Consider the following 21,482-nt stretch of genomic DNA (forward strand, 5'->3'; position numbering starts at 1 on the left):
GCCTCGGGGCGCAGGGCAGGGGGCTTTGCGGTCACGCGTTTTCTCCGGGCCACGGGTCTTGTCTCAAAGGGCGTTCAGTTCGGCGACGAAGTCGTAGGCGTCGCCGCGATAATAGGACTGGGTGACTTCCACCGCGCGCCCGTCCTTCAGGAAGCTGCGGCGCTCGATCAGCAGACCGGCGTCGCGCGGCGCCACGCCCAGCAGTTCGGCCTGCTCGGGCGTGAACAGCACGGCGCGCAGGCGCTGCAGCGCGCGCGCAGGCCGGTGGCCGGTCTTCTCCAGAGCCTCGTAGAGCGAGGTCTCGACGAAGTCCGGGCTGGGCATGCAGAACGCCGCCATGGTCGAGTACTCCAGCGCCATCGGCGCGCCGTCGGCGTACCGGATCCGGGCGAAGCGATAGACCGGCGCGCCCGGCGAAAGGCCGAGGGTCAGCGACTCTTCGGGAGTCACCTGGCCCTCGGTGCGCGACAGCCAGGTCGAGTGCGGGACCCGGCCGCGGGCGATCATGTCCTCGGTGAACGACGAGAGCTTGGAGAAGTTCTTCTCGACCCGCGCCGCGACGAAGGTGCCGGCGCCCTGGCGGCGGACCAGCAGGCCTTCGCTGACCAGCCCGTCCAGCGCCTTGCGCACGGTGATTCTGGAGACGCCGAGTTCCTCGGCGAAGTCGCGTTCGGCCGGCAGGGCGTCGTCGGGGCCGAGCACCTGGTTGGCGATCGCCTCGCGCAGCACCTTCTGAAGCTGGCGGTAGAGGGGCGCATGGTCCTTGGCGTCCAACTGGCCGATGCGCTCGGAAAAGGTCAAAGGCGTCTCTCCGCGTCGATCGCCGGCCGATATCCCGCCGACGGGTCTTGAGACCATTTAGATACCAATATGTACCGTCTGTGCAATTGGTCTCTTTTTGGGCTTGTCAATTTTATGAAACTGCGCACAGATCGGCTTCGCAGGGTCGATGTAACACCGGTCTTCGCAGGCGTTTGCGAAGAATTGGTATCACATTGGGCTCGCGTCGGCTCCGGGGGGAAGCCCGGAAATAGGGGAGAAGCCGAGTGAACACGCATCGCAAATCCATTCTGATCGCGTCCGCGAGCCTGTTGGCCGTCGTCGGCGCAAGCCCGGCCTTCGCGCAGGACACCCAGGTCGACGAACTGGTCGTCACCGGTATCCGGGCCTCGCTGCAGCAATCGCTGGAGACCAAGCGCGCCGCTGACGGCATCGTCGACTCGGTCACCGCCGAAGACGTCGGCAAGTTCCCGAACACCAACGTCGCCGAAGCCCTGACCATGGTGCCCGGCGTCACCGTCGACCGCCAGTTCGGCCAGGGCGAAAAGGTCAGCATCCTGGGCACCGACCCGGCGCTGAACCGCACCCTGCTCAACGGCCAGACCGTCGCCTCGGCCGACTGGTTCATTCTCGACTCGCCGGGCCGGACCTTCAACTACGCGCTGCTGGCGCCGCAGATCGTCGGCCGCGTCGATATCTACAAGACGCCGGAAGCCCGCATCGACGAAGGCAGCATCGGCGGCACCGTCAACGTCATCACCCGCCGCCCGCTCGACATGAAGCCGATGCTGGCCGCCGGCTCGATCGGCTACCTCTATAACGACCGCTCGGAGGAGGGCGACGTCCAGGGCGCCCTGATGGGCAGCTGGAAGAACGAGGCCGAGACCTTCGGCATCGCCCTCTCGGTCCAGAAGGCCACCGACCAGCTGCGCCGCGACGGCATCGAGACCTATGGCACCATGGCGGCCAGCAACTGGGCGGGCGGCAACCCCGACAACCCGGTCGACTCGCGCAACTTCGGCTGCACCGGCGCCTGCGCGACCACGCTGGGCAACAACCTCAACGCCCGCAGCCCGAACGCCTTCGGCACCTCGTTCTTCGAGCAGGAACGCGACCGCACCAGCTACACCGCCTCGCTGCAATTCCGCCCGACGGAAGAGATCGAGCTGGAGTTCAACTGGCTGAAGATCCAGGCGAACTACGACAACCTGAACCAGTCGATGTATGCCTTCCAGGGCAACACCTGGAACAGCCTGGGCGCGCTGACCGGCCTCACGGTCAACAACGGCATCGTCACGTCGGCCAGCTTCCACAACGCGCTCAGCGTGCTGGATGTCCAGTCCCGCGAAGCCGAGATGAACTCCGACACCTATGACTTCCGCGGGAAGTATCAGGGCGACGGCTGGGACCTGTCGGGCGCGGTCGGGTTCTCCAAGGCCGACGGCGGCACCAAGAAGCAGGTGTTCCTCGAGTTCCTCAACTGGGCCGACTACACCGTCGACATCGGCGGCGTGCCTGGCCAGCTGACCTACGCCAACAACGTCCAGGGCAATCCGGCCGCCTTTGCGACCGATCCGGGCTGGAGCGGCAACCTGGTCGAGAAGCCGACCACCGACGAAGAGAAGTACGCCCAGGCCGACTTCGGCTATGACCTCGACGGCGTCATCAAGCGCGTCCAGGTCGGCTACAAGTTCCGCCGCCACGAGACGACGCAGCAATATGCGGGCATCGCAGTGACCGGCGTCTCGGCCCCGGCCAGCCTGTTCAGCCCGTCGACCGTGCCGGGCAACTATCTCGACGGCTTCAACTCCAACCAGCAGATGAAGAACCGCTTCCGCATCGATGGCGGCGCGATGGTCAGCTACGTCGAGGGCGGGGCCTGGCTGGCCCCCGGACGGGCGATGCCGGTGCCGTCGATCTTCGCGGCGCCTGAGTTCACCGCCGGCAACTGGGCGATCCAGGAGGACATCAACGCCCTATACGCCCAGGCCGAGATCGACTCCGGCGACCTTCGCGGCAACTTCGGCGTCCGCTACGTCTACACCGACGTCGACAGCGCCGGTTACGTCTGCAACCCGGGATCGGCTTGTTCGGGACCGGCCGACTGGAGCTGGAAGTCCTCGCAGAAGAGCTACGACAACTTCCTGCCGAGCGTGAACCTGGTCTACAATGTCCGTGAAGACCTGCTACTGCGCTTCGCCGCCGCCCAGGTCATCGCGCGGCCGAACTACGCCGACATGACCAACTTCTTCCAGCTGTCCGACGGCATCCTGATCGGTTCGGGCGGCAACCCGAACCTCGATCCCTACAAGTCCAGCAACTTCAACATGTCGGCGGAGTGGTACTTCCAGCCGGAAGCGATCGTGGCGGTCGAGTTCTTCTACAAGGACATCAGCAACTACATCCTGCAGCAGACCGCTCCGGAGCAGTACTTCAACCAGTCGCAGGGCCGGGTCACCACCTACCAGATCAGCCGTCCGCACAACGCCGGCACGGCCGACATCAAGGGCGTGTCGATCGCCTACCAGCAGAACTACGCCTACGGCTTCGGCCTGCTGGCCAACTACACCTACGCCGACGGCAATGGCAGCGAAGGCCAGGATCTGCCCTTCAACTCCAAGCACCAGATCAATGTCAGCCCGTTCTACGAGAACGGCCCGATCCAGCTGCGTGCGACCTACACCTGGCGCTCGGAGTACTTCACCGGCGTCGACCGCGGCGACAACATGTACGTCAAGGACTCGGACAACCTCGACATTTCGGGAACCTACAACTTCACCGACAATGTCAGTCTGACCCTGGCCGGCATGAACCTGACCGACTCCGAGTACTACGCCTACGCCAATGTCGAGGCGATGCCGCGCGCCTCGTACCGCACCGGCCGCAAGTACATGGCGACGGTCAGCCTGAGCTTCTGATCCGCGCGAGAGCGCGAAGCCCCAACGTGGAGGCAGCTCAGATCCTGAGCTGCGCCCGCGGCGGACGGGGAGCCCATGCCCGGGAGCCCCGTCCGCGCCTTCGCTTCCCGCCTCGGCCGGTACAGGATGCGTCCATGATGACCCGCCGCGCCGAGATTCCCCCGAACCCCGCCTCATCGAGGCCACTGGGCGGGGCGGCTTGCCGCTCCGCCCTTATTTTGTGCGAGTCCGGCCGATGATCCGTTCTCTTCTCCTGGCCATGGCCGCCGCGATGGTGTTCGCCGGGAGCGCGTTCGCCGCCGCCCCGATCATTCCCGCGCCGATGTCCGACACGCCCCGCGAAGGGGCCTTCCAGCTCGACGCGCGCACGGTGATCAGCGTCCCGGCCAACGACGCCCAGGCCCTGGCCAGCGCCCGCTACCTGGCCGACCTGCTCGAGCGCAGCCGCGGGCTGAAGCTGGCGATCCGCGCGCCCAAGGCCGGCGAGCGGGCGATCGTGCTGAGCCGCAAGGGGCCGGCCGGCGAGGCGTATAAGCTGGATGTCGGCGTCGATGGCATCACCATCGCCTCGGCGGGCGACGCAGGGCTGTTCTACGGCGCGGTCAGCGCCTGGCAGCTGGCGACCGCCGAGCCGGGCAAGGGACCTGCGGTGATCTGGGCCCGCCAGATCGACGACGCGCCGCGGTTCGGCTGGCGCGGGGTGATGCTCGACAGCGCACGCCACTTCCAGAGCGTCGACTATGTGAAGGGCCTCATCGACCGGATGGCCCAGGCCAAGCTCAACACGCTGCACTGGCACCTGACCGACGATCAGGGCTGGCGGCTGGAGATCAAGAAATACCCGAAGCTGACCGAGATCGGCGGCTGGCGCGTTCCGGCCGGTCCGGCCGCGGCGGCCGATATCGATCCGAAGACCGGCAAGCCGGGAGTCATCGGCGGCTTCTACACCCAGGACCAGGTGCGCGACGTGGTCGCCTACGCGGCCGCGCGCCATGTCACCATCGTCCCGGAGATCGAGACGCCCGGCCATGCGCACGCGCCGATCGTCGCCTATCCGGAGCTAGGCTCGGCCGCGACGGCGCCGACCGCGACGTCCTCGGACTGGGGCGTCTTTCCCTATCTCTACAATGTCGACGAGAGGACCTTCGCCTTCCTCGACGACGTGCTGACGGAAGTCGTCGACCTGTTCCCAGGGACCTATGTCCATGTCGGCGGCGACGAGGCGGTGAAGGACCAGTGGAAGACCAATCCCGCCGTTCAGGCGCGGATGAAGGAGTTGCACATCGCCAGCGAGCGCCAGCTGCAGGGCTGGTTCATCTCGCGCGTCGAGCAGATGCTGCACGCCAAGGGCCGCAAGCTGATCGGCTGGGACGAGATCCTCGAGGGCGGGGTCGCCGAGACCGCGACGGTGACCTCCTGGCGCGGCATCGACGGGGCGATCATCGCCGCCAAGCTGGGCCACGACACGATCCTCAGCCCCGAGCCGATGATGTACCTCAACTATCGCCAGAGCGCCGCGCCGGACGAGCCGCCGGGCCGCGGCGGCGTGGTGACGCTGAAGGACGTCTACGACTACGAGCCGATGCCGGCGGCGCTAAATCCCGACGAGCAGCGCCATGTTCTGGGCATGCAGGGCAACATCTGGACCGAGCACGCGCGCACCGAGGAGCGGGTCTCCAAGATGTTGTTCCCACGTGTCGCCGCCGTCGCCGAGACCGCCTGGTCGCCGGCCGCGAACAAGGACTGGAAGAGCTTTGCCGACCGTCTGCCGGCCCAGCTCGGCCGTTACCGCGCCCTGGGCCAGAGCTTCGACGAAACGCCATTGAAGGTGCGGGCGCTGAGCGCGCCGCAGGGCGCCGGCGCGCAGGTCGCCCTGCTGGGCGCCGAGCAGGTCGGAGAGATCCGTTACACCCTGGATGGAACGGTCCCGGGCGTAGGCTCGACGCTTTACAGCCAGCCGTTCACGGCGCCGCTCGGGACGCGCGTGCGGGCGCAGGCGTTCCGCAATGGCCAACCGTTGGCGGCCGCCTCGGACATCGCGGTCGACGCCCGCAGCATCCGCACGCGGGCCAGCCAGGAGCTGAAGGCCTGCAAGGGCGCGCTGGTGCTGAACCTCGAGGACGACGCCCCGATCCAGGGCGAGCGGGCCCGCTTCCTGGTCGATATCCTGAGCCCGTGCTGGCTCTACGAAGGCGCGGACCTGACCGGGGTGTCCCAGATCGAGGTCGCGGTCGGCCAGATCCCGTTCAACTTCCAGATCGGCAAGGACATCGAGAACATCAAGTTCCGTCCGCCGGCGACGCCGGAGGGCGAGCTGGAGATCCGCCAGGGCTCCTGCCAGGGCGCGGTGGTCGCCACCCTGCCGCTGGCGCCGGCGACCCGCTCGCAGGGCGTCACAGTCCTGACCGGCAAGATCGCCGGCGCGGCGGCACCGCAGGACCTCTGCTTCACCTTCACCCAGACGGCCGTCGAGCCGATGTGGGTGATCGACCGCGTCACCCTGGTCTCGGGAGGCGCCGATGGCCGCTGAACTGGTCCTTCTCTCGCCGCTCGACGGCTGGGCCGCGCCGCTGGCCGAGGTTCCCGATCCGGTGTTCGCGCAGGTCATGCTGGGCGACGGCGTCGCGGTCGACCCGATCGGCTCGGTGCTGCACGCGCCGTGCGACGGCGTGGTCATCTCGGTCCACGCCGCGCGCCACGCCGTCAGCCTGCGGGCCGAAGGCGGGGTGGAGCTGCTGATGCATGTCGGGCTCGACACGGTGACCCTGGGCGGGGAGGGTTTTGAGGCCCATGTCGTCGATGGCCAGGCTGTGCGCGCCGGCGAGCGCTTGATTTCGTTCGACCTGGCGGTGCTGGCCGATCACGCCAAGAGCCTGATCACGCCTATCATCATCACCGACGTCGCCGGCCGCACCATTGCGGCGCGGACGACGGGGGCGGCGGTGAAGGTCGGGTCGCCGTTGCTGACCCTATCGGCGCCCGCGGGCGTCGCGGAGGCTGCCGCCGCGGCCGGCCCGGAGCTGACCCGCGCCATTGTCGTGCCGCTGGTTCACGGCCTGCACGCGCGGCCGGCGGCGCGCGTGGCCGAGGTCGCCAAGCGCTTCCAGGCCGAGGTCTCGCTGCTGGCGCTCAACCGCCGCGCCAACGCCCGCAGTCCGGTCGGGATCATGTCGCTGGGCCTGCGCCGCGGCGATAGCGCCACCCTGGCCGCGGCGGGCCCGGACGCCGCCGCGGCGCTGGAGGCGCTGGCCGAGCTGATCGAGGGCGGCATGGGCGAGGGCGCGCCGATCCGCAAGGCGGCGACTGGACCGGCGTTGGAGAGCGCGCCGGCCAAGCGGCCGAGCCTGGCCCAGCTCAAGGGCGTGATGGCGGCGCCGGGCCTGGCGGTCGGCAAGGCCGTGCGGCTGTTCGTCGAGGAACTGGCCGTCGTCGAGGCTGGGCAGGGCGCGGCGCACGAGCGCGCGGCCCTGGACGCGGCGATCGCCGCCGTCGCCGGCCGCATCGCCCGCGAGGCCGAGAGCGGCGAGGGCCAGGCGCGGCGCGCCATCCTCGGCGCTCACGCGGCGTTTCTCGAGGATCCGGAACTGACCGGACAGGCGGCGCGGCTGATCGGCGAGGGTAAGGGCGCCGGCTACGCCTGGCGCGCGGCGATCGGGGCCTATGTCGAGGCGCTACGCGGCCTGGGCGACCGGCGCATCGCCGAACGGGTCGACGACCTGCTGGACCTGGAGCGGCGGGTGCTGCTGGTGCTGGCCGGCGAGGAAGATCGCGGGCCCGATCTGCCGCTCGGTGCGATCCTGCTGGCCGAGGAGCTGCTGCCCTCGCAGTTGATGGGGCTGGACGCCAGCCGGCTGGCCGGCATCTGCACGGCCAGGGGCGGGCCGACCTCGCATGTCGCCATCCTGGCCGCCTCGATGGGCGTGCCGGCGGTGGTGGCGGCCGGGGCGGGCGTGGCGGCGATCAACGAGGGGACCAGCCTGATCCTCGACGCCGACGCCGGCCTGCTGCACGTGGCGCCGGACGCCAAGGCGCTGGAGGCGGCGCAGACCACGCTGGCGGTCCGCGCCGAGCGCCGCGCCGCCGCGCGGCTGGCTTCGCGCGAAGACTGCCGGATGGCCGACGGCACGCGGATCAAGGTCTATGCGAACCTCGGCTCGGTCGCCGACGCCGAGGCGGCGGAGGTCGCCGGAGCGGAGGGCTGCGGCCTGCTGCGCACTGAATTCCTGTTCCTCGAACGTGAGACCGCGCCCGACGAAGACGAGCAGGCCGAGCGCTACGGCGCCATCGCCGCGGCGATCGGGGGGCGGCCGCTGATCATCCGCCTGCTCGATGTCGGCGGTGACAAGACGGCGAGCTATCTGCCTATCGGGCCTGAAGAAAATCCGGCCCTAGGGGTGCGAGGGGTGCGCGTTCTGATGCGCCGCCCGCAGGTGCTGAAAACCCAGTTGCGGGCCATCCTGCACGGGGCGCCGCACGCCAAGATCATGGTCCCGATGGTCGCCAGCCTGTCGGAGCTGCGCGCCGTGCGCGCGGCCCTGGACGAGGCGCGCCGCGAGATGGGCCGGGTCGGGCGCTCCGATCTCGGGGTGATGATCGAGACCCCGGCCGCGGCGGCGATCGCCGACCTGCTGGCGGCCGAGTCCGACTTCCTCTCGGTCGGCACCAACGACCTGACCCAGTACGCCTTGGCCATGGACCGCGGCAACCCGGACCTGGCCGGCGAGATCGACGCCCTGCACCCGGCAGTGCTGCGGATGATCGCCCAGGCCAGCGAAGGCGGGCGCAAGCACGCGCTGTGGACCGGAGTCTGCGGCGGCCTGGCCGGCGACCTGGCGGCCGTGCCGATCCTGATCGGCCTGGGGGTCAGCGAGCTTTCCATGCCCTCGGCGGCGATCCCCGAGGCCAAGGCGCTGATCCGTACGCTGTCGCCGCAGGCCTGCGCCGACCTCGCCCGCAAGGCGCTGGACGAGCCGTCGGCCGAGGCGGTGCGCGCCCTGTCGAACACCTTCCTGACCGGAGAAGCCTGATGGCCTCGCCCCTCGAAGCGCTGCAATCCCTCGGACGGGCGCTGATGTTGCCCATCGCCGTGCTGCCGGCCGCCGGCCTGCTGCTGCGGCTGGGCCAGCCCGACCTGCTCGACGTGCCGTTCATGGCCGCGGCGGGGGAGGCGATCTTCGCCAATCTCGGCCTGCTGTTCGCAGCCGGCGTCGCGGTGGGGCTGGCGCGGGACAACAACGGCGCGGCGGGGCTGGCCGGGGTGGTCTGCTTCCTCATCGCCACCCGCAGCGCCGAGGTGCTTCTGCACGTGCCGCCGGAGGTGCTGAAGGGCATGGCCGGCGACGCCGTGGGCCTGGCCACCGCGGCGTTCAAGGAGAAGGCGATCGCCAAGGTCTCGGTGCCGATCGGCATCCTCTCGGGCCTGATCGGCGGGCAGTTCTACAATCGCTTTTCGAACATCAAGCTACCGGAATATCTCGCCTTTTTCGGAGGTCGGCGGTTCGTGCCGATCGTCGCCGGGCTGGCGGGGCTGATCCTCGGGGCGCTGGTCGGCTTCACCTATGAGGGCCTGAACGCGGGCATGGACGCCGCCAGCCGCGGCATCGTCGGCTCGGGCGAGGCGGGGCTGTTCGTCTACGGGGTGCTGAACCGGGCGCTGATCATCACCGGGCTCCACCACATCCTCAACAACATCGCCTGGTTCATCGTCGGCGATTTCCACGGCGCGACGGGGGACCTCAACCGGTTCTTCGCCGGCGATCCGAGCGCCGGGGCCTTCATGGCCGGGTTCTTCCCGGTGATGATGTTCGGGCTGCCGGCGGCGTGCCTGGCCATGTACCACGCCGCCCCGCCGCATCGGCGCAAGGCGGTCGGCGGGATGCTCGGCTCGATGGCGCTGACCACCTTCCTGACCGGGGTGACCGAGCCGATCGAGTTCAGCTTCATGTTCCTGGCGCCGGTGCTCTACGCGATCCACGCGGCGCTGACCGGGCTGTCGTTCATCGTCATGAGCCTGCTCGACGTGAAGCTGGGCTTCGGGTTCTCGGCCGGGTTCTTCGACTATGCTCTGAACTTCGGAAAAGCCACCAACCCGTTGTATTTGCTGCCGATTGGGCTGGTGTATTTCGGGCTGTATTACGGCGTCTTCCGCTGGGCGATCACGCGCTTCGACCTCAAGACGCCGGGCCGCGAGGCCGAGCCGGCGGCGGCCGAGGCCAGGCCCATGAGCGGCAAGCGCGGCGACGAATTCGTCGTCGCGCTCGGCGGGGCGGGCAATCTGATCGGGGTCGACGCCTGCACCACGCGGCTGCGGCTGGTGGTCGCCGACCAGGGCGCGGTCGACGAGGCGGGGCTGAAGGCCCTGGGCTCGCGCGGCATGGTGCGGCCCTCGGACAAGGCGCTGCAGGTGGTGCTGGGCCCGATCGCCGACCAGGTGGCGGGCGAGATCCGGGCCGCCATCGCTGGCGGCCAAACCCTTGCTGCGCCGGCGGTTGCAGCGCCGGCGGCGTCGTTCGACGTCGGGCCCTGGCTGGCCGGCCTGGGCGGGGCGGGCAATGTCGTCGAGGCGGGGCTGAAGGCTGGCCGGGTCTGCGCGCGGCTGGTCGATCCGGCGGCGTTGGACGAGGCGCTGCTGACGGCCCGCGGGGCGCGCGGGGTGGCGCGGCTGCCGGGCGGCGAAGTGCAGATTCTGCTGCGTCCGACCTAGGCTATCGGCAGGTTTCCCGGCCGCGCCTTGCAGGAACGCTCACGGTAGGGCCGCTTAGGCGGGCCCGGAGGTCCAAAAAGGGTAGCTCTATCGTCACCATCGGCCGGTTCGGGGGCGGCAACCTGCCGATGCCGATCAGAGCAGGTGGCGCAGCCAGGGTTCGGCGCTCCAGGCGGGGGTCGTCGACAGCGACAGGCGCCGCCCCTCGACGTGGATCTCCACGGGATAGCCGTCGGATTCGAAGCGCCGGCCATGGGCGAGGGCGGCCGCATCGTCGGCGCATGTCGCGGTCCGCGTGCCGAACCGCTCGCCGAGATGATTGACCAGGGAAAAGGAGTAGATGCGCATACGACCCCGATCGCCGCAGTCGCGGCGGATAATCGGGGGAGGCCCCAACAATACGGCCTGCCCGGAGCGGCGGCAAGATGCCGACATCACGCGTGCCTATTTCACTTGGCGGTCGAGGGCGGCGGCGCGGCGGTCTCGCGCGGCGGCGGATCGTGGCCGCGGGCCTCGTGCCGGGCGACGGCCCCAGGGTCTCGCTTGTCGACCGGCTGACCGCAGCGGGCGCAGATGTGGAAATGACGGGCGTCGTCGATCGGCTCGTGATCCTGGCGACCGATGTAGTGGAGTTCCCTCGGCATGGGATCGTCCTGAAGCGCGCCGCCCTGAAGCGGCCGGGGAGCGAGCGGCCATCATAGCAGACGACGACGCGGCGGGAGGGCCGGGCGGCGAGTATCGGGTCTTGTCCTGCGGCGACGCATCGGGGCTGGCGCGTCGGCCACAAGCGCGCCAAGAGAGCCGTTCAGAACCTGTCCCCCGAGGTCCGTCTTGCAGTCCGCCCCCCTCCGCCCGCGCATCACTCTCTTCTCGCTGGGCGGGACGATCTCCATGGAGGGAGCCGCCGGCTCGGGCGTGGTCCCCAAGCTGGACGCCAACGATCTGCTGGCCGGGATCCCGCAGCTGGCGGCGGTGGCCCAGGTGGCCGGCGAGACGGTCTCCAAGGCCGCCAGCGTCGAGCTGGGCTTCGCCGACATCGCCGCGCTGGCCGAGCGGATCCGCGCCGCGGTCGAGGGCGGCGCGGATGGCGTGGTCGTCACCCAGGGCACCGACACCCTGGAGGAGACGGCCTATCTGCTCGACCTGCTGCTGGACCTGGCCGAGCCGGTGGTGGTGACCGGCGCGATGCGCGACCCGACCAAGCCCGGCGCCGAGGGGCCGGCCAACCTGGCCGCCGCGATCCGCGTCGCCGCCAGCCCGGCGGCCCGCGACCTGGGCGTGGTGGCGGTGATGAACGACGAGGTGCACGCCGCCCGCTACGTGGCCAAGCGCCATACCCACAAGACCTCGGCGTTCGGCTCGGAGAGCGCCGGCCCGCTGGGCTGGGTCGTCGAGGATCGGGTGCGGATCGCGTTCCGCCCGGCGACCCGCAGCCCGACCATCGCCTGGAAGGGAGCCCCGCCGCGGGTGGTGCTGCTGCCGATCGTGTTCGGCGACGACCTTCAGAGCTTGCACGACCTCAGCCACGGGCCGCTGGCCGGCATGGTGGTCGAGGCGGTCGGCGGCGGGCACGCGCCGTCAGCCATGGCCGGGCCGCTGGGCGAGCTGGCCGCGAAGATCCCGGTGGTGCTGGCCACGCGCGCCGGGGCGGGCGAGACGCTGACGAAGACCTACGGCTATGGCGGCGGCGAGATCGACCTGCTGGGCCGCGGCCTGATCGGGGCCGGCGTGCTGGACGCGCGCAAGGCGCGGCTGCTGCTCAGCCTGCTGCTGGGCGCCGGGGCGAGCCGGGACGAGATCATCGACGCGTTCGCCCGCGCCAGCGCCTAGGCGATCTTCACCCGAGGCAGCGTTTCCAGAACGCCAGCCAGGACTCGCGCTCGCGGGCCGGGACGCCGACGTGGCCGCCCGGATTGACGTGCATGGTCTTGTCGGCCGAGCCGAAGGCGTCGAACAGGTCCATGCCCTGCTGGCGGGTCATCAGCTCGTCGTCCCACTGGAACACGAACATCAGCGGGACCTGGATCTGCGCGGCGGCGGCGCGGTGGTCCTCCAGCCCCGGAAACACCCCGAACAGGCCGAAGATGGCGCAGGCGATCTTCGGCTCCTCCGCGACCAACGGCACGCCGAAGCGGGTTCCCATCGAGACGCCCCAGTAGCCGACTCGGTCGTGGTCGCCGACGACGTCCAGCTGTTGCACGGCGGCGAGGGCGGCGCGCCACTCGGCGACGGCCTTGGGCGCGTTGGCCGGGATGCGCGAGACGCGGGCCGGCGCCGCGCCGCCCTCACGCGCCCGGCGGCCGGCTTCGAGCGCCGCGGCGCGGGCGGCCTGCGCCTCCTCGCGGCTGATGCGGTCGCCGTGGCCCGGCGCATCGATGGCCAGGGTGGCGAAGCCGAGCTCGCGGGCGTGGCTGACCGCGGCCTCGGCGATGTTGGCGGTCTTCTTGTGCTGCGAGCCGCCGTGGCCGAGCAGGATCAGCGGGCGCGGCCCGACGGCGTCCTGCGGATGCCAGAGGCAGCCGGGCACGGCCTCGCCGGCGACGTCCAGGCGGAACTCGCGGCGGGTCACGCCGTCGGCGGTCTTCTCGGAAACGACCTGCATGGCGCTCACGCCGACCGCGCCGCGGAGCGGGCGGCCCAGTATTCGCGGAAGTAGCGGCGCGGATCCTTCACGGCGGCGGTGGTCGAGCCGAACACCAGGGTGGTGCGGTCGGCCGTGTCGTAGGGCGCCCAGGCCGGGGTCTTGGGATTGTTGGGATCGCCCGTAGCCGCCAGCGCCACCCAGGCCGAGGCGATCTCGTCGGCCAGCCGCAGGTTGTCGGCGGTCGGGCCGGCCAGCGGGAAGCGGATGTCGTGCATCGAATAGGCGACGTCGATGCCGTGCACGGCGCCGTAGCGGCCGCCGAAGGCCGGGCTGGGGCTGGTCCAGAGGTAGGACCAGGTCTTGGCGCCGCCGGCCGCGGCCCGGCGCTCCAGCATGAGGTCGGCGCCGAGCCGGAACGAGCCGTCGCTGACGATGCGGGCGTTGATGATGAAGGGCGTGGCCTTGGGGTCCTCGTCGCGATAGGCCGCGAGCAGGGCCGGGGCGTCTTGGCCGACCCGTTTTTCGAGCCGCTGCTGGACCTCCTCCCAGGTCATGTCGAACTTCACCTCGCGATAGGCGCGCTCGTCGAGGGCGGTGGAGACGACCAGCGGCACGTCGCGGCTCTCGACCGGCGCGCCGGGCGTGAACGGGTGGTGCGGGATGGCCGCGCCGAGCACCGGGGCGAAGGAGCGCGGGGCCTCGCCGCGGGCGCGGTCGCCGGCCTCGACCTGGGCCTGGGCGGCCAGCAGGGTGGTGTAGGGAACCTGCTGCAGCGCGCCGATCTGGTCGCGGCGCAGGCCGAGCTGGGCCAGCAGCTGGTCGGAGGCCTTGAGCGCCTCCTCGCGGGTCATGGCGGTCAGGCGCGAGCCGCTCATGACGCCGGCGCTGGAGAACAGGCCCTTGGCGCTGGGCATGCCCATCAGGTGGCTGACCTTGGCGCCGCCGCCCGACTGGCCGACGATCAGCACCCGCTTCGGATCGCCGCCGAACGCCTCGACGTTGCGCGACACCCACTGCAGGGCCGCGACCAAGTCCTGGATGCCGGCCGCGCCGGAGTCGGCGAAGTCGCCGTCGTCGCCGAGATAGAGGTAGCCGAGCGCGCTGAGGCGGTGGTTGACCGTGACCACCACGCAGTCGCCGAACCGCGACAGCATCTCGCCGTCGCCGCCGGGGTTGTTGCTGGAGCCGCCGTAGAAGCCGCCGCCGTGGAAGCGGACGATGACCGGGCGCTTGGCCCGGCGCGACGGGTCCGGGGTCCAGAGGTTCAGGACCAGGCAGTCCTCGCCCATGCCGCCGGGCTGGACGTCGTTGAGGATCAGGTCGGCATAGGCGTGGCGGCGGCTGCCGGGGATCTGCGGCGAGATGTTCCCGTAGTCGAGGGCGTCGCGCACGCCGCTCCAGGGCTGCACCGGCTGCGGCGGGCGGAAGCGGTTGGCGCCCGCGGAGTCGGCGCCGTAGCGGACGCCCTTGAAGACGCTGATCCCGCCGCTGGCCAGGCCGCGCAGCTTGCCCTCGGCGGTCTCGACGATCGGGAACAGGTCGGCCTCGGCGGCCCGCACCGGGCCGGCGGCGGCCAGGCCGAGGGCCGCGCCGCCCGCGGCGAGGAACTGTCGGCGGTCTGAGGTCATGGCGTTTCCTCCAGCTGGTCTATTGGCGGTGCAGGGTCCGGCCCATCTGCTGGGTCGGGAAGCGGCTCATGAAGGCGCGCTCGCCGGCGAACGGGTCGTCGGCCAGGCGCGGCGGGACGTCGAACAGCATCATCGGCCGGCCGCCGAGGTCGTAGGGCGCCCAGGCGGGGATGGCGGCGTTGTTCGGATCGCCGGTGCGCGCAAAGGCGAGCCAGGTCTCGGACATCGCCTCGGCCAGGGCGCGGGTGTCGTTGCTCTGCGGCCCGGTCAGGTGCGGGGCGGCGGCGACGTTGTCGAACATGAACGGCAGGTCGAGGGTGTGCTGGCTGATGCGACGGCCGTCCTCGGCCGGCGAGCGCCAGGTGAGCTGGTAGACGTAGGTCGGGGCCGCGCCGGCCTTGACCCGCTGCTCGGCCATCAGGGTCTGGTCGAGGATGTAGCCGCGGGCCGAGGTGATCAGGAAGTAGAGCTCGGACGGCGAGGCGGCGGGATTGCTGGCCCGGAATTCGGCGATGGCGGCCTCGACGTCGGCCTCGCCGACGTGGCGGACCAGGCGCTTGCGCAGCTCGGGCATGTCGAGCTCGAAGGCGCCGGGCTCGTAGCCGAGCTGGTTGGAGAGCTCGGTGCGGGTGGTCCCGACCATCATCGGCAGCTGGTTCGAGATCGCCGGGGCGTTCGGCAGGAACGGGTGGTCCTTGAACGCCAGGCCGTCGAGCACGGGCGAGAAGCGCGAGCGGGTCTCGCGCATGACCTTCAGCTGGGCGACGCTGAGGGCGTCCATCGGGACCTCCAGCAGCTGGGCGGCGTCGCCGAGGTCGAGGGCGGCGAGCAGGGCGCTGGTCAGGCGCGCGGCTTCCTCCGGCGCCTGGACGCGCAGGTGCGACCCGCTCTGCACGATCCCGCGCTGGAAGAGGCCGCGGGCGTCCTCTCCGGCGTAGCAGAGGCTGACCTTCCGGCCGCCGCCCGACTGGCCGAAGACGGTGACGTTGGTCGGGTCGCCGCCGAACGCGGCGATGTTGTCGCGCACCCAGCGCAGGGCGGCGATCAGGTCGAGATAGCCGACATTGCCGGCCTGGGCGTAGGCCTCGCCGAGCCGGTCGCCGAGATAGCAGTGGCCGAAGACGTTGAGGCGGTGGTTGAGGGTGACGACCACGACGTCGCCGCGCAGGGCCAGCGCGGTCCCGTCATAGAGCTTCTGCGAGCCGGAGCCGGCCTCGAAGCCGCCGCCGTGGAACCAGACCATGACCGGGCGGGCGGCGGCGTCGGCGGCCGGGGTGAAGATGTTGAGCCGCAGGCAGTCCTCGCTCATCGGCCCCTTGTCGGCGAGCGGGCTGCGCATCTGCGGCGACTGCGGCCCGAAGTCGAAGGCGTCCTGCACGCCGGTCCAGGGCGTGACCGGCTGCGGCGGGCGGAAGCGGCCCGCGCCGGCGGTGTCGGCGCCGTAGCGCAGGCCCTTGAAGACGCTGACGCCGGCCTTGCGCAGGCCGCGGACCTGGCCGTGGGCGGTGGTGACGGAGGCCGTGGTCTCAATCTCGCTCATCGCGGTCTCCTCAGCGGGCGATCAGGCGGGCGAGCGCGCCGGCGTCGGGCAGGGCTTCGAGATCGCGGACGGCGTCGATCACCGCGCTCGCGCGCGCCTGGCCCAGGGCCGGGGCCATCAGCTCGGCGGCCTTGGCCTCGACGTCGGCGGCGCTCATCGGATGCGACGGGAAGCCGAGGACGTGCGGGACGTAGCGCTCGAGCCGCCGGCCGTCGGCGAGGACGATGGCGACGCGGGCGGATTCGGTGCGCGGCTGGCCGGGCGCGGCTTCCTGGGCCGGGTCGTGGCGGATCTCGACCTTGTCCATCAGGGCGCGGGCGGCGGCGTCCCCGGCCATCCGCTGCAGGCTCTGGGCCCCGACGAAGTCCAGCCGGCCGTCGAGCAGGATGATGGCAGCGAGGTAGCGCAGGTTCAGCGCCGGCATCGCAGCGTCGCGGAACGCCTGCCAGCGGCCGGGCATCTCGATCAGCACCGAGGCGACCTCGGCGCCGGCGACCTCGCTCGTCAGGTCGAGCAGGGCTTCGACCGCCGGCTGGGTCGGGCCGCCGACCGGATAGCGCTTGAAGGCGGTATGCGGCAGCTCCGAGCGTCCACCGAGGTCGTCGATCAGATAGGCGCGGTCGGCGTCGCCGCCGGCGAACAGCGGGCCGCGCATCCAGCCGCCGGGATGATCCAGCGCCTCGCGCACGCCGCGGAAACCGGCGGCGGCCATCAGGGCGGCGTGCAGGCCGTCGCGCGCGCCCATGCCGGCGAAGACGAAGGCCTTCTCGATGTGCTCGACGTCGAGCAGCCACTGCCAGGAGCCGGAGGCCTGCTGGGCGCAGAAGGTGAAGACGTCGGCGATCATCGCGCGCGGCAGGCGCAGCAGGATCGCGGCGGCGGTCGCCGCGCCGAACTGCGGCCCGATCCCGTGGTTGGCGATGCCGGCCCGGCGCAGGTTGTCGACGCCGAGCGCCTTGGGCATGCGCCCGGCGATCTCGTAGCCGGCGATGACCGCGGCCAGCAGCTCGGCCCCGGTGGCGCCGCGGGTCTCGGCGACGGCGAGGGCGACGCTGAGCACGGCCGGGCCGGGCTGGACGAAGGCCGAGGGAATGAAGTCGTTGATCTCGGCCCCGTGGCCGGTCATGGCGCCGGCGAAGGCGGCGTCGACGATCCCGGCCCGCAGATCGGTCCCGAGGATGGTGGCGGCGTTGCGCTCGGCCCCGCCGCTCAGCGACAGGGCATAGTCGCGGGCCAGCACCGCGGGCTCGAGGTCGCGGCAGGCGACGATCGAGGCCAGGGTGTCGAGGATGTGCAGGCGGCCGAGTTCGCGGTCGGCGGCGGTGGCCGGCGTGGTCAGGGCGCCGGCGATATAGGCGGCGAGGGTCTCGCCGACCGGAAGGACGTCGTTGGAGCTCATGCTTGGTCGAGGGCCTCGGTCATGCGGGCGCGGGTTTCGAGCAGGGCGTCGATGAACGCCTCGCGCTTGCGGGCGGTCAGGCGCTCGGTGGGCGCGGAAATCGAGAGGGCCGCGGAAGGGAGTGCGCCTCCGGCTGCAACCGCGGCGCCGATGCTCGTGACGCCGGGGCTGTAGCCGGAGAGCGCGTATCCCCGCTGACGGACCTGCGAGAGTTCCGTCATCAGCGCGGGGACATCGAGATCGCGGACCGCGGCGAGGCGGTCCACGACGGAACGGGCGCCGGGCCGGAAGGCGAGCATCGCCTTGCCGCTGGCGGTCAGCGGCGCCGGCGCGCGCGACCCGACGCGGGTGTGGAAGCGCACCGGCCGGGCGGCGACGATCTTCTCGAGATAGAGCACGTCGTCGCCCGACAGGATGGTCAGGCTGACGGTCTCGGACGTGGCCCGGTGCAGGGCCTGCAGATAGCCGGAGGCGACCTGGTAGATCGGCAGGGCCGAGACGATCCCGGCGCCGAGCTCCCAGGCCCGCAGGGTGGGGCCGTAGCGGCCGCTGTCGTCCTGGCGGGCGTGGCCGAGCGCGCAGAGCGTGCCGAGGATGCGGTGGACGGTGCTCTTCTGCAGGCCGGTCGCCGCAGCGACGTCGGACAGCCGGATCGGCTGGCGGGCGCGGGCCAGGCACTCCAGGATTTCGAAACTGCGCGTAACCGCCCGGTCCATCGTCGCCGCCGCCCTCGTGGTGCGCCAGCTATGGCACAGATAATCGTGTTGTTCCAATATATGAAATGATGTTCCGTTGTGCGGAACATCTTGGCCGTGAAAAAGAAGGCCGCCCCGGGATCGGGGCGGCCCATAGGGTGGGAAGGAAACGTCTCCGTCAGAAGCGCTTGGTCACCCCCAGCTTGAAGGTGCGGCCGAGCGGGTTGGCCGTGGCCGGGTCGTAGCTGAGGTCGCGGCGGGCGAACGGCGGATCGGTGTCCAGCAGGTTGCCGACCGTCAGCGTGGCGGTGGTGTCCCAGGGCAGCAGCACCCGGTAGGAGGCGTCGAGCGTGACGAAGGCGTCGAGCTTGGCCCCCTGGGGCAGGATGTAGCCGAACACCGCGCCGTTCAGGCCGAAGATGTTGGTGCCCCCGAACCGTCCGTCGCGCACGTCGGCCATGCTGTCGATGTAGCGCAGCGTCAGGCGCAGGTTGTGCACGTCGCGGGCGTACTCGGCGTAGAGGTTGGCGCGCAGCTTCGGAAACGAGGTCCCGCCCGCCGTGCCGCCGTGGGTGCCCGCCAATTCCTGGCCCGCCTCGACCTGGATGCCTTCGATGAAGGCCGGGCCGGTGTCGTACTTGAGCAGGTACGAACCATCGAGGCCGAAGTTCATCGCCCCGCCCCAGACGTTGTCGGCGCGGAAGGTGGCCGAGAAGTCGACGCCGGAGGTCTTGGTCCCCGTGCCGTTGATGGTGTTGAGCCGCACCCGCTGGATGGTTCCGGGCGCGCAGACCCCGCCCTGGAACACGAAGCGGGCGACGAGCGGCGCCAGCGCCGGGTTGGCGCAGCCGTTCGGCAGGGTGGTCGACGAGCCGTTCGGGAACACGGTCGAGAGCAGGCCCGAGCCGGACTCGGCCTCGATGGTGTCCTGGAAGTCGAACGACCAGTAGTCGACCGTCGCCTTGAAGGCCCCGAAGTCGACGATGGCGCCGATGTTCAGGGTGTCGGCGGTCTCCGGCTTCAGGTTCGGGTTGCCGGTGGTGTCGAAGGCCCGATAGCCGCTGGTCTGGGTGATGAAGGCCTGGGTGGTGTTGGCGTCCGGCACCAGGTTGAGGTCGGTCGGGGCGCGGAAGGTGGTGCCGGCCGAAGCGCGGAACGCCAGCCAGTCCGTGGCCTGCCAGCGGACCGCCAGCTTCGGGTTGGTGGTGGCGCCGACCGCGCCGCCGTAGTCCTCGTGGCGGACGGCGAGCTGGAAGGAGAGGGTGTCGGTGATCGGGACCTGGGCTTCGGCGAACACCGCCCAGACGTCGCTGCCGAGATCCTGCTCCGATAGCGGGCCGAGGAAGCCGAACACGCCGGCGCCGCGGCCGGTGGTGCAGGTGGTGACGTTCTCCTCCGGGCAGGGGTTCAGGGCGATGTTGTTGATGTCGTTCACTTCGCGGCTGAAGGTGTTGTCGCGGTACTGGGCCCCGGCCGCCCAGCCGATCGGGCCGCCGCCGAAGTCGAGGGTCGACTGGCCGTTGATCACCGCGTCGACGACGGTGAGCGTGGTCTCGGACTGGTAGCCGTAGGGCTGGAACAGCCACTGGCCGATGGCGCGGCTGTTGGCGTTGGCGGCGGCCGACCCGGCGACGTAGTTCGGGTTGCTCTCGCCCGAGGCGGCGTTGGCCGCGACGCCGGTCGAGAACGGGTTGTAGTAGAGGCAGGCGCCGACGCCGGCGACGCCGCCCTGGACGCCCGGGGTCACCGGATCGGTGTCGCAGCCGGGGCCGCCAAGGCCGTTGAGCGCGTAGTGGAGCCGCGCGACCGGGATGTCGTAGGTGACGATGTCGCTGCGGTTGATCATGTGGGTGACGGCGACGTCCCAGCCGACCCCGTTGTCGAACTCGCCGCTGAGGCCGGCCGAGACCCGGAAGCCCTCGAAGAACCGCTGGTCGGGCTTGGAGTCGCCGGTCAGCGGATTGCCGCCGACGCCGTAGGGACGCCAGAGCAGGATGTTGGCGGCGGTGAAGCCGGCGGCGTTGACAGCGGCCTGCTGGGCGGCGGTCAGCTGTGGCAGCAGGCTGCCGGGCAGGCAGAGGGCGGTCCCGGCCGTGCCGCAGAGCCCGGGGTTGGTGCGCGGGATGATGAACGAGCCGCTGGCGGCGCCGGGGCCGAAGGCCTGGGTCGGGCCGTAGGACGGCGAGGTGCCTTCATGCGGCACGTCGTGGGCGGCGTAGAGCGCCTCGGCGTGGAAGCTGGTCTTGTCGGTCAGGTCCCAGTTGAACTGGCCGTAGATCTGGTAGTGCTCCTCCTCCTCGACCAGGTTGTTGAAGCGGCCGAACTGGAAGTAGCAGCTCTGGGTCCCGGCGGCGGCGGTGACGATGGTGTTGCCGAGCGCCGTACAGCCCGGGTCGATGAAGCGGGTGGCGCCCGCGATGTAGGTCCCGGGGTTACCGAAGCCCGACCAGCTGCCGTTGGGGTTTTCCAGGTAGCTGTTGACCGCCCAGTCACGCTCCAGGGTGTCGAGTTCGGAGCGATGTCGGTAGCCGACCGAGATCAGGGCGTCGCCGCGCTCGCCGACCCAGCCGTAGTTGGCGCTGAGCGTGTAGTCGCCGTCGGAGCCGTCGATCAGCGTGTAGCTGCCGTTGAGCTCCAGGCCGCTCAGATCGGTGCGGGTGATGAAATTGACGACGCCGCCGATGGCGTCCGAGCCGTAGGTGGCGGCCGCGCCGTCCTTGAGCACCTCGATCCGGCCGATAGCGGCGGTGGGCAGCAGGTTGGTGTCGACGCCCGAACCGCCCGGCGAGCTGGTCAGACGGCGGCCGTTGAGCAGCACCAGGGTGCGGACCGCGCCGAGGCCGCGCAGGTTCACGTTGCCCGAGCCGGTGGTGGCCTGGCTGGCGAACTGGTTGGTTTCGCCGAGCACGCTCTGCACGCCGGGGATCGCCTTGATCACGTCGACCATGGCCGGCGCGCCCTGCTTCTGGAGGTCCTGGGCCGAGAGCACGTCGACGGGCAGGGCGGCGTCCTCGGGGGTGCCGCGGATGAAGGAGCCGGTGACGATGACCTCGGCGACTTCGCCGGGCTTGTCCTGCGCGTGGGTGGTGGTCGCGAGCCCGAGCATGATCGCCAGGGCCGAGACGCCGCAAAGGCGTTCGGTCTTCAACATGGTGCCCCCTAATGCATTGGCCGACCGTCATTCGGTGACGGAAGTTATGCGTCAGGATAGGCAGCGATCAGATCGAGCGTCTAC

General features: G+C 70.8%; 14 protein-coding genes. 5 read left to right on the forward strand and 9 right to left on the reverse strand.

The genetic code is table 11. The features are described 5' to 3' along the window. Nucleotides 1–63 precede the first annotated feature (63 nt). Entirely contained in the window at nucleotides 64–801 is a 738-nt protein-coding gene (locus ACSQ2H_RS07170; protein WP_436060752.1) for a GntR family transcriptional regulator, read from the reverse strand. A 245-nt stretch (nucleotides 802–1,046) separates the two neighbouring features. Here ACSQ2H_RS07170 and ACSQ2H_RS07175 point away from each other — a divergent pair, with 245 nt between their 5' ends. The 4 genes from ACSQ2H_RS07175 to nagE all read left to right on the forward strand — a co-directional run bounded on the left by ACSQ2H_RS07175 (nucleotide 1,047) and on the right by nagE (nucleotide 10,401). Then, nucleotides 1,047–3,698, forward strand: a complete 2,652-nt coding sequence (locus tag ACSQ2H_RS07175; RefSeq protein ID WP_436060753.1) for a TonB-dependent receptor — start codon at nucleotides 1,047–1,049, stop codon at nucleotides 3,696–3,698. A gap of 235 nt (nucleotides 3,699–3,933) precedes the next feature. Beyond that, complete coding sequence (locus ACSQ2H_RS07180; RefSeq protein ID WP_436060754.1) at nucleotides 3,934–6,228, forward strand: family 20 glycosylhydrolase; 2,295 nt, start codon at nucleotides 3,934–3,936, stop codon at nucleotides 6,226–6,228. Continuing rightward, nucleotides 6,218–8,725 (forward strand): phosphoenolpyruvate--protein phosphotransferase, encoded by a 2,508-nt coding sequence (ptsP, locus tag ACSQ2H_RS07185; protein ID WP_436060755.1) that lies wholly within the window; start codon nucleotides 6,218–6,220, stop codon nucleotides 8,723–8,725. Before ACSQ2H_RS07180 ends, ptsP begins: the two co-directional genes overlap by 11 nt. Continuing rightward, the gene (gene nagE / locus ACSQ2H_RS07190; protein ID WP_436060756.1) at nucleotides 8,725–10,401 is read left to right on the forward strand and encodes an N-acetylglucosamine-specific PTS transporter subunit IIBC; all 1,677 of its coding nucleotides are present in this window, start codon (nucleotides 8,725–8,727) and stop codon (nucleotides 10,399–10,401) included. Before ptsP ends, nagE begins: the two co-directional genes overlap by 1 nt. A gap of 135 nt (nucleotides 10,402–10,536) precedes the next feature. On the opposite strand, the gene ACSQ2H_RS07195 is transcribed toward nagE, so the two are convergent. Both ACSQ2H_RS07195 and ACSQ2H_RS07200 read right to left on the reverse strand, forming a co-directional pair. Next, entirely contained in the window at nucleotides 10,537–10,749 is a 213-nt protein-coding gene (locus ACSQ2H_RS07195; RefSeq protein ID WP_436060757.1) for a hypothetical protein, read from the reverse strand. Between the two features lie 101 nt (nucleotides 10,750–10,850). Then, on the reverse strand, nucleotides 10,851–11,045 hold the full coding sequence (locus ACSQ2H_RS07200; RefSeq protein ID WP_436060758.1) for a hypothetical protein: 195 nt from the start codon (nucleotides 11,043–11,045) through the stop codon (nucleotides 10,851–10,853). Between the two features lie 187 nt (nucleotides 11,046–11,232). On the opposite strand from ACSQ2H_RS07200, the gene ACSQ2H_RS07205 reads away from it, so the two are divergent. After that, the gene (locus ACSQ2H_RS07205; protein ID WP_436060759.1) at nucleotides 11,233–12,231 is read left to right on the forward strand and encodes an asparaginase; all 999 of its coding nucleotides are present in this window, start codon (nucleotides 11,233–11,235) and stop codon (nucleotides 12,229–12,231) included. A gap of 7 nt (nucleotides 12,232–12,238) precedes the next feature. Here the strand turns inward: ACSQ2H_RS07205 and ACSQ2H_RS07210 are convergent, their stop codons facing one another. The 6 genes from ACSQ2H_RS07210 to ACSQ2H_RS07235 form a co-directional block, all read right to left on the reverse strand. Further along, nucleotides 12,239–13,003, reverse strand: coding sequence for a hypothetical protein (locus tag ACSQ2H_RS07210; protein ID WP_436060760.1), 765 nt, complete (start codon nucleotides 13,001–13,003; stop codon nucleotides 12,239–12,241). A 5-nt stretch (nucleotides 13,004–13,008) separates the two neighbouring features. Continuing rightward, entirely contained in the window at nucleotides 13,009–14,613 is a 1,605-nt protein-coding gene (locus ACSQ2H_RS07215) for a carboxylesterase/lipase family protein (RefSeq protein ID WP_436060761.1), read from the reverse strand. Between the two features lie 19 nt (nucleotides 14,614–14,632). Further along, nucleotides 14,633–16,153 (reverse strand): carboxylesterase/lipase family protein, encoded by a 1,521-nt coding sequence (locus tag ACSQ2H_RS07220; protein WP_436060762.1) that lies wholly within the window; start codon nucleotides 16,151–16,153, stop codon nucleotides 14,633–14,635. Between the two features lie 10 nt (nucleotides 16,154–16,163). Then, a complete protein-coding gene (locus ACSQ2H_RS07225) occupies nucleotides 16,164–17,552 on the reverse strand; it encodes an MmgE/PrpD family protein (RefSeq protein ID WP_436060763.1) in 1,389 nt (462 codons plus the stop codon). Then, complete coding sequence (locus tag ACSQ2H_RS07230) at nucleotides 17,549–18,268, reverse strand: IclR family transcriptional regulator (RefSeq protein ID WP_436060764.1); 720 nt, start codon at nucleotides 18,266–18,268, stop codon at nucleotides 17,549–17,551. The genes ACSQ2H_RS07225 and ACSQ2H_RS07230 overlap by 4 nt, the downstream gene beginning before the upstream one ends. A 157-nt stretch (nucleotides 18,269–18,425) precedes the next feature. Further along, nucleotides 18,426–21,398, reverse strand: coding sequence for a TonB-dependent receptor (locus tag ACSQ2H_RS07235; protein WP_436060765.1), 2,973 nt, complete (start codon nucleotides 21,396–21,398; stop codon nucleotides 18,426–18,428). Between the last annotated feature and the right edge of the window lie 84 nt (nucleotides 21,399–21,482).

The organism is Phenylobacterium sp. LjRoot97, assembly GCF_964254345.1.
Lineage (GTDB): Bacteria > Pseudomonadota > Alphaproteobacteria > Caulobacterales > Caulobacteraceae > Phenylobacterium.